The sequence below is a fragment of the Pantoea sp. SGAir0418 genome (assembly GCF_043529865.1).
Map to the genome: position 1 here is coordinate 3,485,316 of NZ_CP027911.1, position 15,827 is coordinate 3,501,142.

General features: G+C 59.9%; 11 protein-coding genes. 6 read left to right on the forward strand and 5 right to left on the reverse strand.

Features of this window, described 5'->3' with window-relative positions; all coding sequences use genetic code 11:
* Window positions 1–2: 2 nt before the first annotated feature.
* From folP to rlmE, 3 genes are all read right to left on the reverse strand, one after another.
* On the reverse strand, window positions 3–836 hold the full coding sequence (folP, locus tag C1N84_RS16335) for a dihydropteroate synthase (protein WP_058780381.1): 834 nt from the start codon (window positions 834–836) through the stop codon (window positions 3–5).
* Window positions 837–921: 85 nt separating this feature from the next.
* Window positions 922–2,850: an ATP-dependent zinc metalloprotease FtsH gene (gene ftsH, locus C1N84_RS16340; protein WP_021507707.1), complete on the reverse strand. Its 1,929-nt coding sequence runs from the start codon at window positions 2,848–2,850 to the stop codon at window positions 922–924.
* Between the two features lie 174 nt (window positions 2,851–3,024).
* Window positions 3,025–3,654, reverse strand: coding sequence for a 23S rRNA (uridine(2552)-2'-O)-methyltransferase RlmE (gene rlmE, locus C1N84_RS16345; protein WP_021507708.1), 630 nt, complete (start codon window positions 3,652–3,654; stop codon window positions 3,025–3,027).
* A gap of 126 nt (window positions 3,655–3,780) precedes the next feature.
* Here rlmE and yhbY point away from each other — a divergent pair, with 126 nt between their 5' ends.
* Window positions 3,781–4,074 (forward strand): ribosome assembly RNA-binding protein YhbY, encoded by a 294-nt coding sequence (gene yhbY, locus C1N84_RS16350; protein ID WP_010617345.1) that lies wholly within the window; start codon window positions 3,781–3,783, stop codon window positions 4,072–4,074.
* A 128-nt stretch (window positions 4,075–4,202) separates the two neighbouring features.
* Here the strand turns inward: yhbY and greA are convergent, their stop codons facing one another.
* Window positions 4,203–4,679 (reverse strand): transcription elongation factor GreA, encoded by a 477-nt coding sequence (greA, locus tag C1N84_RS16355; protein WP_021507709.1) that lies wholly within the window; start codon window positions 4,677–4,679, stop codon window positions 4,203–4,205.
* A 248-nt stretch (window positions 4,680–4,927) separates the two neighbouring features.
* Here greA and dacB point away from each other — a divergent pair, with 248 nt between their 5' ends.
* From dacB to pmrB, 3 genes are read left to right on the forward strand one after another with little or no spacing between them, the layout of a single operon-like run.
* Window positions 4,928–6,361 carry a serine-type D-Ala-D-Ala carboxypeptidase gene (gene dacB / locus C1N84_RS16360; RefSeq protein ID WP_031279733.1) on the forward strand — a complete coding sequence of 478 codons (1,434 nt, stop codon included), beginning with the start codon at window positions 4,928–4,930 and terminating at the stop codon, window positions 6,359–6,361.
* A complete protein-coding gene (pmrA, locus tag C1N84_RS16365) occupies window positions 6,361–7,023 on the forward strand; it encodes a two-component system response regulator PmrA (RefSeq protein WP_021507711.1) in 663 nt (220 codons plus the stop codon). Before dacB ends, pmrA begins: the two co-directional genes overlap by 1 nt.
* Window positions 7,020–8,081, forward strand: a complete 1,062-nt coding sequence (gene pmrB / locus C1N84_RS16370) for a two-component system sensor histidine kinase PmrB (RefSeq protein WP_125309456.1) — start codon at window positions 7,020–7,022, stop codon at window positions 8,079–8,081. Before pmrA ends, pmrB begins: the two co-directional genes overlap by 4 nt.
* Before the next feature lie 6 nt (window positions 8,082–8,087).
* On the opposite strand, the gene C1N84_RS16375 is transcribed toward pmrB, so the two are convergent.
* Window positions 8,088–10,364 (reverse strand): TonB-dependent siderophore receptor, encoded by a 2,277-nt coding sequence (locus C1N84_RS16375; protein ID WP_264441685.1) that lies wholly within the window; start codon window positions 10,362–10,364, stop codon window positions 8,088–8,090.
* Between the two features lie 261 nt (window positions 10,365–10,625).
* Here C1N84_RS16375 and fes point away from each other — a divergent pair, with 261 nt between their 5' ends.
* Both fes and C1N84_RS16385 read left to right on the forward strand, forming a co-directional pair.
* Window positions 10,626–11,900 (forward strand): enterochelin esterase, encoded by a 1,275-nt coding sequence (gene fes / locus C1N84_RS16380; RefSeq protein ID WP_264441686.1) that lies wholly within the window; start codon window positions 10,626–10,628, stop codon window positions 11,898–11,900.
* Window positions 11,893–15,777 (forward strand): enterobactin synthase subunit F, encoded by a 3,885-nt coding sequence (locus C1N84_RS16385; protein ID WP_264441687.1) that lies wholly within the window; start codon window positions 11,893–11,895, stop codon window positions 15,775–15,777. The genes fes and C1N84_RS16385 overlap by 8 nt, the downstream gene beginning before the upstream one ends.
* Window positions 15,778–15,827 lie beyond the last annotated feature (50 nt).

Sequence of the window (15,827 nt, forward strand, 5' to 3'; positions counted from 1 at the left end):
CTTTATCCTTTTGCTCTCCGTGTCGCCTCGACGATGCGCATCGCTTCGACAGTTTCTTTAACGTCATGCACGCGAATAATCTGCGCGCCCTGCATGGCGGCGATCACCGCACAGCTCAGGCTGCCGGTCAGGCGCTGTGCCGGGCCGACGTTTAACAGCTGGCCAATCATCGACTTACGCGACATACCCACCAGCAGCGGCAGGCCGTGATGGTGAAAATCACTGAGATGCGCCAGCAGCTCATAATTGTGGCTGAGATTCTTACCGAAACCGAAGCCCGGGTCGAGCAGTAGACGCTCTTTTTTAATGCCGGCCGCTTCACAGCGGGCAATCTGCGCAGCGAAGTAAGCGTCCACTTCGCTTACGATGTGCTGATATTCCGGTGCCTGCTGCATGGTGCGTGGTTCGCCCTGCATGTGCATCAGGCATACCGGCAGACCGGTCTCTGCGGCGGCCTGTAACGCACCCGGCTCGGACAGCGAGCGGATATCGTTGATGATGTGAGCGCCCACTCGCGCGGCTTCGCGAATCACTTCTGCTTTTGACGTATCCACCGAAATCCACACTTCAAAGCGCTGCGCAATGGCTTCCACCACCGGGATCACCCGCGCCAGTTCCTCTTCCACTGAGACTTCATCGGCACCGGGACGGGTTGATTCGCCGCCCACATCGATAATCGTGGCACCGGCATTCACCATCTCGTTGGTGTGCGTGAGCGCGTCGACCAGCGTGTTGTGCGTTCCGCCATCAGAAAAGGAGTCCGGCGTGACATTTAAAATTCCCATCACATGGGGAAACGACAGATCGAGATGGGTATCACGGGCGTACAACTTCATGGCGAAAATCTCCCTGAGGAATCACTGGATTGTGGAATGTAAAAAACCCCGGACCAGCCGGGGTTTTTGCTTAGGAACAGGCCTGTTACTTGTCGAACTGTTCTGACATGGTGTTGCCTGGGTTTGGCGTACGCGGTTCATCAACCGGACGTGGCGCCTTTGGCGTACCGTTGCTGTCAGAATTGTTGCTGCCTGGATCTTCCCAGCCCGCTGGCGGACGCACTTCGCGGCGCGCCATCAGGTCGTCGATCTGCGGTGCATCAATGGTTTCATACTTCATCAGCGCGTCTTTCATCGCGTGAAGGATGTCCATGTTCTCACCCAGAATACGGCGTGCACGCTGGTAGTTGCTGTCGATCAGGTGCTTAACTTCCTGGTCGATGATGCGTGCCGTTTCGTCCGACATGTGTTTGGCTTTCGCCACTGAACGGCCGAGGAACACTTCACCGTCCTCTTCCGCATACAGCAGCGGACCGAGTTTTTCCGAGAAGCCCCACTGCGTCACCATGTTGCGCGCCAGGTTGGTCGCCACTTTGATGTCGTTTGAAGCACCGGTAGAAACGTGTTCCGCCCCGTAGATGATCTCTTCTGCCAGACGACCGCCGTACAGCGTTGAAATCTGGCTCTCCAGCTTCTGACGGCTGGCGCTGATCGCGTCGCCTTCAGGCAGGAAGAAGGTCACACCCAGCGCACGGCCGCGCGGGATAATCGTCACTTTATGCACCGGATCGTGTTCCGGCACCAGGCGACCAATAATCGCATGGCCCGCTTCGTGATACGCGGTGGATTCTTTCTGCGCTTCCGTCATCACCATGGAGCGACGTTCCGCACCCATCATGATTTTGTCTTTCGCTTTCTCGAACTCGACCATCGACACTACGCGCTTGTTGCCACGCGCAGCGAACAGCGCCGCTTCGTTGACCAGGTTCGCCAGGTCCGCACCGGAGAAGCCCGGCGTACCACGTGCGATAATCGCGGCATCAATGTCGGTTGCCAGCGGCACGCGACGCATATGCACTTTCAGAATCTGTTCACGGCCGCGCACGTCTGGCAGACCTACCACCACCTGGCGGTCAAAACGGCCTGGACGCAGCAGCGCCGGGTCCAGTACGTCCGGACGGTTAGTCGCGGCGATGACGATGATGCCTTCATTGCCTTCGAAGCCATCCATCTCAACCAGCATCTGGTTCAGCGTCTGCTCACGTTCGTCGTGACCACCGCCTAAACCGGCGCCACGCTGACGACCCACCGCATCGATCTCATCAATAAAGATGATGCACGGTGCCGCTTTCTTCGCCTGCTCGAACATGTCGCGCACACGTGATGCACCGACACCGACGAACATTTCTACGAAGTCAGAACCGGAAATCGTGAAGAACGGTACTTTCGCTTCGCCGGCGATCGCTTTCGCCAGCAGCGTTTTACCGGTACCCGGAGGGCCCACCATCAGCACGCCTTTCGGGATTTTACCGCCCAGCTTCTGGAAGCGGCTCGGCTCACGCAGGTATTCCACCAGCTCACCCACCTCTTCTTTTGCTTCGTCGCAACCCGCAACGTCAGCAAAGGTGGTTTTGATCTGGTCTTCGGTCAGCATACGGGCTTTGCTCTTGCCGAAGGACATCGCGCCCTTGCCGCCGCCGCCCTGCATCTGCCGCATAAAGAAGATCCACACGCCAATCAGTAGCAGCATCGGGAACCAGGAGATGAAGATGGAAGCCAGCAGGCTCGGCTCTTCCGGTGGTTCACCCACAACTTTGACGTTTTTGGTCAACAGGTTATCGAGTAACTTGGGATCGTTGACAGGAATGTAGGTCGTGTATTTATTACTGTCTTTTTTGGTTACGTTGATCTCACGCCCGTTAATACGTGCCTCGCGGACCTGATCCTGGTTCACTTCCGACAGGAAGGTTGAATAATCAACCCTACGGCCATTCGACTCGCTGGGCCCAAAGCTCTGGAATACTGACATCAGCACGACCGCGATGACTAACCAGAGAATCAGGTTTTTCGCCATGTCACTCAAGGGATTAACCTCATATTACAACGGTGTTAACAGACAGCGTAGGGTACTATATATCCTTCATACCTGGAATCGCGGCGCTGATGATTTTGCCTGTTTAGCCTGAAACTCAGAATTACGCATCAGAATAAACGCCGTTTCGCCTTGCTTTGATTCCGGTATGGAGGGCTACAGTTTGCGCCCTGTCGCCACAATGTACACTTCGCGCGAACGTGATCGCGAAGCGTCCGGCTTACGAATTTTCACTTTCGTAAACAGGGAGCGAATTTCCCGCAGGTATTCATCGAAGCCATCTCCCTGAAACACTTTCACTACAAAACTGCCGCCAGGTGCCAGTACATCCCGACACATTTCTAACGCCAGTTCAACTAAATACATGGAACGCGGGATATCGACTGCAGGCGTACCGCTCATGTTCGGCGCCATGTCCGACATCACCACCTGCACTTTCTGGTCGCCCACGCGCTCCAGTAACGCTTTCAACACCGCTTCGTCGCGAAAATCGCCCTGCAGGAAGTCAACGCCAACGATGGGATCCATCGGCAGCAGATCGCAGGCAATAATACGGCCACCCGAACCAATCTGTTGTACCACATATTGCGACCAGCCGCCGGGCGCAGCGCCCAGGTCAACCACGGTCATACCGGGTTTGAACAGCTTGTCACCCTGCTGAATTTCATCCAGTTTAAACCAGGCGCGCGAGCGCAACCCTTTTTTCTGTGCCTGTTGCACATATTTATCGCTAAAGTGTTCCTGAAGCCAGCGACTGGAACTGGCCGAACGCTTTTTACCCGTCATAATATTTCCAGTTAAATCGTCATCGTAGCGATAAATCAGCACGCAATGGGTCGCGTTGATTTGGCGATATACCCGAGATGGCGGTAGAATGAACCGTTTTCAATCCCTGAGTAAGCAAAAAATACGATGAATCTGAGTACCAAACAAAAACAGCACCTGAAAGGCCTTGCCCATCCACTGAAGCCAGTGGTCATGCTGGGCGGCAATGGCCTGACTGAAGGCGTGCTCGCCGAGATCGAACAGGCGCTCGAACATCACGAATTGATCAAGGTAAAAATTGCCTCGGAAGATCGTGAAACCAAGCAGCTGATCGTGGACGCTATCGTGCGTGAAACTAAGGCAAACAACGTTCAGGTCATCGGCAACGTGCTGGTGCTGTATCGCCCTGCCAAAGAGCGCAAAATTACTCTGCCACGTTAAGCGTACCGTTACGGCTCGTCCGACGGGCAGAGAAAGTGCCATGCTCCTGCATGGGATAAAAGGCCGCAGCGCGGCCTTTTTCCTTTCTTTACAATATGCAGCTACGCATTTCAAAGCGTAGCAATATCTTAGATGTATTCCACTTTCAGCACTTCATATTCCACATCGCCGCCTGGGGTTTTAACAATAGCCACGTCATCGGCCTCTTTGCCCACCAGACCGCGCGCCATCGGCGAATTCACGGAAATCAGGTTCTGTTTAAAGTCCGCTTCGTCGTCGCCGACAATCCGGTAAGTAAACTCTTCATCGGTATCGACATTCAGCACGGTGACGGTGGCGCCAAAAATCACGCGGCCGGTTTTCGGCATGGCGGTCACGTCAATCACCTGTGCATTGGAGAGCTTGGCTTCGATCTCCTGAATACGCCCTTCGCAGAACCCCTGTTCTTCGCGCGCGGCGTGGTATTCGGCATTCTCTTTCAGATCGCCGTGCTCACGGGCTTCGGCGATAGAGGCGATGATGCGCGGACGCTTAACGGTTTTCAGTTCGTTCAGCTCTTCACGCAGCTTCTCAGCGCCTTTCAACGTCATCGGAATCTGATTCATTTTGGCTCCTCGTCATCTATCCTGGTTAACGGCGTCATCCTGACCGGTGACAGCAGAAGATCGGCTTCTGCGGCGCGTAACCTCTTTTCACAAGCAAAAGAATCCTGACCCGGAAAGCTTTCCGGGTCAGGTATCGGTTTTGCATTTTGATACGTATTTTACCCCAGAGTTCCCTGTGGGTCATTGTTTACTTTGCACCGTCCGGGGACATAGTATTGACGCCTTCACCCGTCAGTTACCGCGAGATTATGCGATTTTCACGACTTGTTACCGGATTAACCTGTGCGTTTATGCTGCAGGCACAAGCAGCACCCGTTGAAGAATACATGCAGTATTTGCCAGACGGCGCAAACCTGGCGCTGATGGTACAAAAAGTGGGCGCATCCACCCCGATAATCGACTATCACGGCAAACAGATGGCGTTGCCGGCCAGTACCATGAAAGTGATCACCGCGCTGGCGGCACTGCTGGAACTGGGCCCGGACTTCCGTTTTCAGACCACGCTGGAGACCAAAGGCGCGGTCAGCGATGGCACCTTAAATGGCGACCTGGTGGCGCGTTTTGCCGGCGATCCGACGCTTAGCCGCCAGGATCTGCGCAATATGGTGGCGGCGCTGAAAAAGCAGGGCATCAACCATATCAAAGGTAATCTGGTGATCGACACCTCGGTGTTCGCCAGTCACGATATGGCGCCAGGCTGGCCGTGGAACGATCTGACACAGTGTTTCAGCGCCCCGCCAGGTGCGGCGATTGTTGATAAAAACTGCTTCTCGGTTTCGCTCTACAGTGCCAATACGCCCGGCGAAAACGCCTTTGTGCGCATCGCCTCTTACTATCCGGCGCACATGTTCAGTCAGGTGCGCACGATCGGACGCAACAGCGGTGACGGGCAGTATTGCGAACTGGACGTGGTGCCCGGCGAGCTCAATCGCTACACGCTGACCGGCTGTATGCGCCAGCGTGCGGAACCGCTGCCCCTGGCGTTTGCCGTGCAGGATGGCGCCGCGTGGGCCGGCGAGATCCTTAAAGCGCAGCTGCGCGACGCCGATATTGATTACAGCGGCCATTTAGTGCGCCAGACGCAGGTGACGTCACCGGGTACGGTGCTGGCCTCGACGCAGTCCGCACCGCTGCACAACCTGCTGCACACCATGCTGAAAAAGTCAGACAACATGATCGCCGATACCGTGTTCCGCACTATCGGCCATCACTACTTTAACGTGCCGGGCACCTTCCGCGCCGGTTCGGATGCGGTCAGGCGTGTGCTGCGCGAAAAAGCCGGCGTCGACCTCGGCAACAGCATTCAGGTGGATGGATCCGGCCTGTCGCGTCACGACCTGATCGCGCCGGATACTATGATGCAGGTGCTGCAGTTCATCGCCAAAAATGACGCCACGCTGAATTATATTTCGATGCTGCCGCTGGCGGGTTATGACGGCACGCTGCAGTATCGCGGCGGTCTGCACGAAGCGGGGCTGGATGGCAAAGTGTCGGCAAAAACCGGTTCGCTGCAGGGCGTCTATAATCTGGCTGGGTTCATCACCACGTCGAGCGGTGCGCGCGTGGCCTTTGTCCAGTTCCTCTCTGGCTATGCGGTACCGCCGGAAGACCAGAAAACGCGGCGGATTCCGCTGGTGCGCTTTGAGAGCCGGCTCTATACCGACATTAACAAGAACAACTAATGAAACTGTTGATCGTTGAAGATGATGCGTTGTTACAATCGGGCCTGGCGCAGGCGCTGAGCAGCGAGGGCTACGCCGTGGATTGCGCTGGCAGCGCGGCGGAAAGCAACGCCCTGCTGCGCAGTAGCCAGTACAGCCTGATCGTGCTGGATCTCGGCCTGCCGGATCGCGATGGCGCCACGTTGCTGCGCCAGTGGCGGCGCGACGGCATCGCGGTGCCGGTGCTGATCCTGACCGCGCGCGATGCGCTGGAGGATCGCGTCGACGGGCTGGACGCCGGTGCCGACGATTACCTGGTCAAGCCGTTTGCGCTGGCAGAACTGCAGGCGCGGGTGCGCGCGCTGATCCGCCGATATCAGGGGCACAGCGACAACCTGCTGCAGCAGGGCGATCTGACGCTCAATCTCAGCTCGCAGCAGGTACTGCTGGAGAATCTGCCGCTGGAGATCACCCCCAAAGAGTTCGCCCTGCTCACTCGCCTGCTGATGCGCGTGGGGCAAAATGTGCATCGCGAAACGCTGCAGCAGGATCTCTACAGCTGGAACGACGATCCCGGCTCCAACACTTTAGAAGTCCACATTCATAATCTGCGCCGCAAGCTGGGGAAAGATCGCATCAAAACCGTGCGCGGCGTTGGCTACCGGCTGGAACTGCGCGAATGAACAGCATGCGTCAGCGGTTACTGATCATGCTGGCGCTGATTCTCCTCACCTGCCAGGTGATGAGCGCCATCTGGCTGTGGCATGAAAGCCGCGAACAGATCAGTTTCCTCGTCAATGAAACCCTGTCGGCCCAGGCGCGTAACGATCGTGTGGAGAATGAGATCCGTGAGGCCATCGCTTCGCTGTTGCTGCCTTCGCTGGTGATGGTAAGCCTGACGCTGCTGCTGTCGTTCTGGGCCATCAACTGGATTATCCGTCCGCTCAAATCGCTACAGGACAGCCTTGCCCACCGCTCTGCCGACAACCTGACGCCGCTGCCGATTTACTCCGAGATGGATGAAATCGTTGCGGTCACCTCCTCCATCAATCAACTGTTTTCCCGTCTCGATCACACGCTGCAGCAGGAGCGATTATTCACCGCCGATGCCGCGCACGAGCTGCGTACGCCGCTGGCCGGGCTGCGCCTGCATCTCGAGCTTCTGCATCAGCAGCAGGTGCCGCAAAGCGCCATGCTGATTGAGCGCATCGACCAGCTGATGCACACCGTCGAACAGTTGCTGATGCTGTCGCGCGCCGGTCAGGCGCTGGCGGGCGGCCACTATCAGCAGCTGCAGTGGCAGCGCGACATCATGCAGCCGCTTATGCCGGAAATGGCGGAACTGTACGCCCAGCGTCAGCAGACGCTGCACTGGCCCGACGGCGACGAGGTGCCGCAGCAGGGTGAAGCGGTGCTGCTGCGCCTGATGCTGCGCAATTTGCTGGAGAACGCGTCGCGCTACAGTCCGGAAGGCAGCAGCGTGCAGGTGAAGCTGCGTCAGGTACAACAGCAGGTCTGGGTTGAAGTGTGGGATCAGGGGCCGGGTATTGATGCCGATGCGGCAGAAGAGCTGACGCAGGCGTTCCGGCGGCGCGATCAACGCTATGGCGGCAGCGGCCTGGGCCTGAACATTGTGCTGCGAATTGTGCAGATGCATCGCGGCAGGCTGGAACTGGTGAACCGCGAAGACAGCAGCGGACTGGTCGCCCGCTGCTGTTTGCCAACGCAACTGATTGGCTGAGCGCCATCAGAAGTGGGTGTTGAGGCTCATATAGTAAGTACGGCCTGATTCGTTATAGGTATTGGCACCGGCACCGTAGAGATAAGCGCCGGTGGTGGCGTTACCGGTGGTTTGCGCATTGCCCTCACGGAAGTGGCGCTTATCGAACAGGTTATCGATGCCCAGCGTCACGCTGGCGTACTTATTGATATCGTAAGTACCGCTCAGGCCGACAATCGAGTACGGGCTCACTTTGTCGGTGGCGCTGCCGGTGACCGGCTGTCCTTTGTAGTCGTACTTCTTCGGCGTCTGGGTGCCGTACCACGTCAGGGTGGTTTGCAGCGACAGATCCTGCGTTGCCTGCCAGCTCAGCGTCGAGTTCAGCGTATACTCCGGAATGATCGACAGACGATCGCCGGTCTCCTTGTTCTTGCTCTGCAGCATGTAGGTGAAGTTGTTATTCCACATCACGCTGTCAGAGAAAGGAACATTGACCGTACCTTCCAGCCCTTCCACCACCGCTTTCGGCACGTTCTCCCAGCGATAGATATCCGTGGTGCCGTTAGAGGCTTTACCTGAAGGCGCATAGCCGGCTTCAATCTTGTTGCGGTAATCGTTACGGAACCAGGTCAGACCGGCCTGATAACCTTCATGCTTCCACTCCAGCCCAACTTCTTTATTGATGCTGTTTTCCGCTTTCAGATTCGGATTACCCTGCAAATAGCAGGCGCCGGTGCTGGCGGCGCAGCCCTGGCCGTTGCTGTACAGCAGGTAGTTCGGGTTCGTCTGGTACAGACTCGGCGCTTTGTAGGCCCGGCCAATCCCCATCTTCAGCGTGAAGTCATCGCCCAGCCCCTGCGACAGGTTAAGCGACGGGCTCCAGTTGTTGCCAACGATGGAGTGATGATCGAAGCGCAGCGCCGGCGTCAGCATGGTGCTGTCGGTCAGCTCCATGTTGTCTTCGGCAAACAGGGAGAAAATCTCCGCCTGGGCATAAGGACTGCGGCCGGTGCTGGCGATGCCTGGCACAGCGCCGTTGCTGGCAGCCTGGGTGGTCGACGAAGGATCTTTCATGCGCTGCTGGTTCCACTCGGTGCCCAGCGTCGCGGTCTGATTGACGCCCAGCTCAAACGGCAGGCTGATTTCACTGTGCAGCAGCACATCGTCCAGCTGAATGGTATTGAACCCGCTGTTGGAGAAAATCCCTTCCGTGCCGCCCGCCAGACCTTCATTAATGCGCGTATTGCGGGTTTTTTCGTAGCGCGCCCAGCTGCTGGTGCTGATGCCGTTATCCCACGCGCCGGTCCATTTCAGTGAAATATTCTGGCGATACAGACGGTTGGTTTCATCGCCGTACAGGCTCTTCACCAGCGCGTTAGTGTTGGTGTTCTGCGTATCGCCCGCGTACAGGTTGCCCTGACGACTGTAACCGGCCTGCAGCTCCAGCGTCTGCATGGGGGCAAACGCCCAGCTCAGCAACGCATTGATGTCTTTGTTTACCGAGCCTTCGCGGCCTGCCGGGTAGCTGCCGGCATAGCTGCCGGTGCGCGCTGCCGCATGTCCTTCATTGATGTCGTACGCGTCGGCCTGAGTTTTGGCTAAACCGCCATACAGCCGGAAGTTGAAGTCGTCGCCCAGCGGCCCTTCAAGGCTGAAGTTGGTGCGTTTGGTCGCCCCTTCCGATTTGTGTTCCGGCGCGTTGAAGTAGGTATTCCACGAACCGTGCCACTGCTGATCGCTGTACTTTTTGGTGATGATGTTCACTACACCGCCCGCCGCGCCGTTACCGTAGCGCACCGCGGCCGGCCCGCGAATCACGTCGATGTGATCAATCATCTCCGGCGGCACCCAGTTGGTATCGCCGCGCGTATCACGCTCACCGCGCCAGCCGAGACGCACTGAGTTACGGCTGGTGATCGGCATGCCGTCCACCATGATCAGGGTATTTTCCGGTCCCATGCCGCGAATATCGATCTGACGGTTGTTGCCGCGCTGGCCGCTGGTCGAGTTACCGGTCAGGTTAACCCCCGGCATGGTACGGATAATTTCTGAGACATCGCGCGCCGGTGGATGCTTTTTGATCTCATCGGCGGTGATGGTGGAAACCCCCTGTGCCTGCAGCGTCTGCTGCTGGGCCGTCACCATTAAGGTGCCACCGTCCATCGCGCTGGCATCGGGAGAAGAGGCGTTGCTGGAAGTCGTCTTGCTGGAAGTCTCTGCTGCCCAGGCGCTGCCGGAGAGCAGTGAGGCGCTGAGCCCCAGTTCAATCAAAATAGCGAAGGTTAACCGCGAGTAATGCTTCATTTTTTTCATTCCTGGAAGGCCAGTTCTGCGCCACAGCGGAGTGACTGGCGAGCCGGTGAGAAGATCCCTGTCTTTATCGCGCAGCCGTTCACACCTGGCAGGGCCATCCTTTGCTGAATCCCATGACTTACCGGGTGCCAGACGGAACGTGCGTGCTCATTTTGAGCGCAGTCACCCTATTGCAAATGCAAATAATTATCAATAGTATTATTTATCAATCCTATGTAAACCTCCCCGTACAGACGGCGACTGGCAGCCCCTATGACCTGGCGAAATGATGGAATTGGTAGCGAAGCCTGGTGGCAGGAGCAACAGACTCAGGGCATTCCGCGCATTGAGCCGCAGCAGGATGGCACCTGTCTGGTGACCTTCTTCTGGCGCGATCCGCAAGGCAGTGAAACCACCTCCCACACCCAGCGCGTGTGGATCAACATCACCGGCGTGACCGATCACCATCAGCGGCGCCCGCCGCAATCGCTGATGCGCGTCGCCAGTAGCGATGTCTGGTACTGGCAAACCGTGCTGCCGTCACACTGGCGCGGCAGCTACTGCCTGATGCCGGATCGGCAGGCCAGCGATTTCAGCGGCGAGCCTGACATGCATGCGCTGCGCCATTGGTGGCGCGAAAAATTCCCTGCCGCGCAGGCCGATGCGCTCAATCCGCTGCGCAGCTGGTCCGGCGGACGCGGCATGGGCGTGTCACTGCTGCACCTGCCTGACGCGCCCGACCAGCAGGTGTGGCGTGCGGTGGATGAGGGCCGCGCCCCGGCGCTGACGCTGCAGGAGCAGCAGTGGGACAGTGCGCTGCTCGGCAATCGTCGACGGGTGTGGCTGTACGCCACAGGCGAGGCGCAGCACGGCCCGCGTCCGCTGGCGATACTGCTCGATGGTCAGTTCTGGGCGCAGCAGATGCCGATTGCCGGACCGCTGCAGCAGCTGACGGCCGCGGGCAAGCTGCCGCCGGCGGTCTACCTGTTTATCGACATTATCGATCGCGAACACCGCAGCCGCGAGCTGCCATGCAATCCGCAATTCTGGCAGGCGGTGCAGCAGGAGCTGTTGCCGCAGGTGGCACGCTGGATGCCGTACGATGCGCAGCCGGCGCGCACGCTGGTTGCCGGACAAAGCTTCGGCGGTCTGGCCGCGGTGTTTGCCGCGCTGCACTTTCCCCACACCTTTGGTAATGCGCTCAGCCTGTCCGGCTCCTTCTGGTGGCCGGAGCGTGGTAACCCGCATGGCTGGCTGCTGCAGGCGCTGGACCATGGCCTGGCACCTCGCCAGCCGCTGCGTTTCTGGCTGGAAGCAGGCCAGCGTGAAGGCCTGATTCTGCAAGCCAATCAACAATTACAACAACAACTTACCGCTGCCGGCTATCAGGTGCATTACCAGCCGGTAGAGGGCGGCCATGACGCGCTGTGCTGGCGCGGTGGTCTGCTCGACGGTCTGCAAGCTTTGTGGCGCAATCCAAATTCATTCATCACGCCAGACGTGAACCGGAGCGACAGTAAATTCTCTGATGAACGACACTATGATTGACCAACAAACTCTGCCGCTGGTGGCGGCGCAGCCTGGCATCTGGATCGCCGACCAGCTCAGCCGCCATCACAACGCCTACGCGGTCGCGCACTTTGTCGAACTGCGCGGCGACATCAACAGCGCGCTGCTGGCGCAGGCCATCGTCGACGGCATGCAGGAAGCCGATACCCTGAATATGGCGTTCGGCGAAATCGACGGCGAGCCGCTGCAGTGGCCGCAGCCGCAGACCTTCAGCCTGCCAGACATCGTTGATCTGCGCGGCGAAGCGGATGCCGCTGCCGCCGCACGCGCCCTGATGCGTGCCGATATGCAGGGTGACCTGCGTGTGCTGAGCGGCGCGCCGCTGTGGCACCATCGTCTGTTCCGCCTCGGCGAGCAGCACTGGTTCTGGTATCAGCGCTATCACCATCTGGTGGTGGATGGCTTCAGCTTTACCGCGCTGACGCGCCGCATCGCCAATCTGTACAGCGCCGCCGTACAGCACCAGCCGCCTGAGCCGACACCGTTTATTCCGTTCAGCGCCGTGGTTGACGAGTATCAGCGCTATCAGCAGTCGGCGTCTTACAGCCGTGACGGCGAATTCTGGCGCGAAAAAGGCCGCGCCCTGCCCGCGCCCGCCTCGCTGTCTCCGCTGCCGCTGGCCGGTCAGAGCGCCAGCACCGATCTGCTGCGCCACAGCGTTACGCTGGATCGTCACCGCTTCCAGACGCTGACCAGCCAGCATCCACAGCACAGCGCCGCCGATCTGGCCTTTGCGCTGGTAGCGCTGTGGCTGGCTCGCCTCAGCGGACAAAATGATTTTGCTGCCGGCTTCATCTTCATGCGCCGCATCGGCTCCGCCGCGCTGTGCGCCACCGGTCCGGTGATTAACGTGCTGCCGATGGCGGTGCATTACCAGCCGGGACAAACGCTCGGCGATCTCGCCGCTCAGCTGGCCGCGGAAGTGAAAAAAATGCGCCGTCATCAGCGCTACGATGCTGAACAGGTGCAGCGCGATCTCGGCCGCCTCGGCGATAGCGATCCGCTGTATGGCCCGGTGATCAACCTGAAGATGTTTGACTACCAGCTCGATTTCGCCGGCATTGAAGGCATCACGCATCAGCTGGCCTCCGGCCCGGTGCGCGATCTGGAAATCGCGATTTACCTCAGCGAGCACGGCGATCTGACGCTGGAGCTTCTCGCGAACGCGCAGCGCTATGCTGCGGAGACGCTGCAGCGCCATGCCAGCCGCTTTGCCCTGCTGCTCAGCCAGCTGGCCGCGCAGCCGCAGCGCGCGCTGGGCGAGCTCGATCTGCTGACGCCAGCGGAGCAGCAGCAGATTGCGGCCATCAATCAGACTGCCCATCCGCTGCCAGCGGAAACCCTGGCGTCGCTGCTGGCGCAGCAGGCGCAGCGCACCCCGGACGCACCGGCACTTGCCGATGCGCAGCACCAGCTGAACTATCGCCAGATGCAGCAGCAGGTATTCGCGCTGGCGGCCGATCTCAGTGCGGCCGGCGTGCAGCGGGGTGATATCGTCGCCGTGGCGCTGCCGCGTTCGGTGCAGCTGTCGCTGGCGCTGCAGGCCATTGTGACGCTCGGGGCCGCTTATCTGCCGCTGGATACCGGCTATCCGGACGAGCGGCTCCAGCTGATGCTGGAAGACGCCGCGCCCAAAACGCTGATTACCGCTGCCGCGCTCAGTGCCCGCTTCCGCGCCATCGCGCCGGTCAGTCAGCTGCACTTTGACACCCTGTACAATGCCGAACATGCACCGGCACCGGCCAGCTCGCCGACGCCGCAGGATGGCGCGTACATCATCTATACCTCCGGCTCTACCGGCCGGCCGAAAGGCGTGCTGGTCGGCCATCAGGCGATCGTTAATCGCCTGCTGTGGATGCAGGATCGTTATCCGCTGCAGGCGGATGACGTGGTGCTGCAGAAAACGCCGAGCAGCTTTGATGTCTCGGTGTGGGAGTTCTTCTGGCCGCTGCTGGTCGGCGCGCAGCTGGTGATGGCGCCGCCGGATGCACACCGCGATCCGGAAGCCTTACAGCAACTGTTTGCCCGCTACAAAGTCACCACCACGCATTTCGTACCCTCGATGCTGGCGGCCTTTGTCGCGGCGCTCGACCACCCGGCCGCGATAGCGTGCTGCGCCAGCCTGCGCAATGTGTTCTGCAGCGGTGAAGCATTGCCCACCGATCTGTCGCGCAGCTGGGAAACATTGACCCGCGTGCCGCTGCACAATCTGTATGGGCCGACCGAAGCGGCCGTTGATGTCAGCTGGTATCCGGCGTATGGCGCGGCGCTCGCCGCTGTCGATGGCCCAAGCGTACCGATCGGCTTCCCGGTGTGGAACACCGGCCTGCGCATTCTTGATGCGCAAATGCAGCCGGTGCCGCCGGGCGTGGCCGGCGATCTCTATCTTACCGGCATTCAGCTGGCGCACGGCTATCTCAACCGGCCGGAGCTGACCGCCAGCCGCTTTATCGCCGACCCGTACGCCGCTGGCGAGCGCATGTACCTGACCGGCGACGTAGCGCGCTGGCTGGACAACGGTGCGGTGGAGTATCTCGGGCGCAGCGATGACCAGCTGAAGATCCGCGGTCAGCGCATTGAGCTGAACGAAATTGATCATGCGCTGTGCGCCCAGCCCGGCATTGAGCAGGCGGTGACGCATGCGGTGGTGCTGGGCAGTGCGGCGGCACAGGGCGATGCGCGTCAGCTGGTGGGCTACGTGGTGGCGCCTCAGCCGGTGGATGGCGACGCGCTGCGTCAGGCGCTGGCACAGCAGCTACCGGCACACATGGTGCCGGTGGCCATCGTCCAGCTGGAGGCGCTGCCGCTCAGCAGCAACGGCAAACTGGATCGCAAAGCGCTGCCGCTGCCGCAGTGCACCACGCAGCGCCAGGGGCGCGCGCCACTGCCCGGTTTAGAGAGCACGCTGGCCGCAGCGTTCTGCCGCCTGCTGGCCTGCGACACGATCGGTGCGCAGGATGATTTCTTTGCGCTCGGTGGCCATTCGCTGCTGGCGATGCGCCTGGCTGCGCAGCTGCGCCGCGAGCTCCAGCTGCCGGTTTCGGTTGGGCAGATCATGATCGCCCCGACGGTGGAAAAACTGGCGGCGCTGCTGAGCGATGGACAATCCCATCAGCAGGCGGGCTTTGAAGCGGTGCTGCCGCTGCGTAAAGGCAGCGGACCGACGCTGTTCTGCTTCCACCCGGCGTCCGGCTTCGCCTGGCAGTTCAGCGTGCTGCAGCGTTACCTTGACCCACGCTGGTCACTGGTCGGCATTCAGTCGCCTGACACGCAGGGACCGCTGAATCAGAGCGCGCACCTCGATGAGGTCTGTGAGGCGCATTTGCGCACGCTGCGCGAGGTACAACCGCACGGGCCATACTATTTCCTCGGCTACTCGCTGGGCGGTACGCTGGCGCAGGGCATTGCTGCCCGGCTGGAAGCGGCGGGTGAAGAGGTCGCCTTCCTTGGCCTGCTCGACACCTGGCCGCCGGAAACGCAGAACTGGGATGAGAAGCGCGGCGAGAATGTGCTGGATCCGGCGGTGCTGGAGGAGGTGAATCGCGAGCGCGAACAGTTTATCGCCGCGCAGCGCCATCAGGCCGGTGAAGAGATGCAGGCCATGTTCGATACCATCGAAGCCAACTACGCCAGCTCGGTGCGTCTGCTGGCCACGGCGCGCAGCGCACGCTTCGGCGGCCGCGCTACGCTGTTCCTCGCCGAACAGACGCAGCAGCCAGGCCAGGATGCGCGCCGCGCCTGGGCGCCCTATGTCGGTGAGCTGACGGTGTGGCCGATGGATTGCGCCCACGTCGAGATTATCTCGCCTCGCATGTTTGAGCAGATCGGGCCGCTGTTGCAGCAGTTGCTGGCGTAGCGGTTTTGCCCTCACCCTCTCCCTGTACAGTCCGGGGACATGGCAGACAG

Excerpts from the sequence above, each read along its gene's own strand:
- folP (WP_058780381.1), bottom strand. The coding sequence starts at position 836 with ATGAAGTTGTACGCCCGTGATACCCATCTCGATCTGTCGTTTCCCCAT.
- ftsH (WP_021507707.1), bottom strand. The coding sequence starts at position 2,850 with ATGGCGAAAAACCTGATTCTCTGGTTAGTCATCGCGGTCGTGCTGATG.
- rlmE (WP_021507708.1), bottom strand. The coding sequence starts at position 3,654 with ATGACGGGTAAAAAGCGTTCGGCCAGTTCCAGTCGCTGGCTTCAGGAA.
- yhbY (WP_010617345.1), top strand. The coding sequence starts at position 3,781 with ATGAATCTGAGTACCAAACAAAAACAGCACCTGAAAGGCCTTGCCCAT.
- greA (WP_021507709.1), bottom strand. The coding sequence starts at position 4,679 with ATGAATCAGATTCCGATGACGTTGAAAGGCGCTGAGAAGCTGCGTGAA.
- dacB (WP_031279733.1), top strand. The coding sequence starts at position 4,928 with ATGCGATTTTCACGACTTGTTACCGGATTAACCTGTGCGTTTATGCTG.
- pmrA (WP_021507711.1), top strand. The coding sequence starts at position 6,361 with ATGAAACTGTTGATCGTTGAAGATGATGCGTTGTTACAATCGGGCCTG.
- pmrB (WP_125309456.1), top strand. The coding sequence starts at position 7,020 with ATGAACAGCATGCGTCAGCGGTTACTGATCATGCTGGCGCTGATTCTC.
- C1N84_RS16375 (WP_264441685.1), bottom strand. The coding sequence starts at position 10,364 with ATGAAGCATTACTCGCGGTTAACCTTCGCTATTTTGATTGAACTGGGG.
- fes (WP_264441686.1), top strand. The coding sequence starts at position 10,626 with ATGACCTGGCGAAATGATGGAATTGGTAGCGAAGCCTGGTGGCAGGAG.
- C1N84_RS16385 (WP_264441687.1), top strand. The coding sequence starts at position 11,893 with ATGATTGACCAACAAACTCTGCCGCTGGTGGCGGCGCAGCCTGGCATC.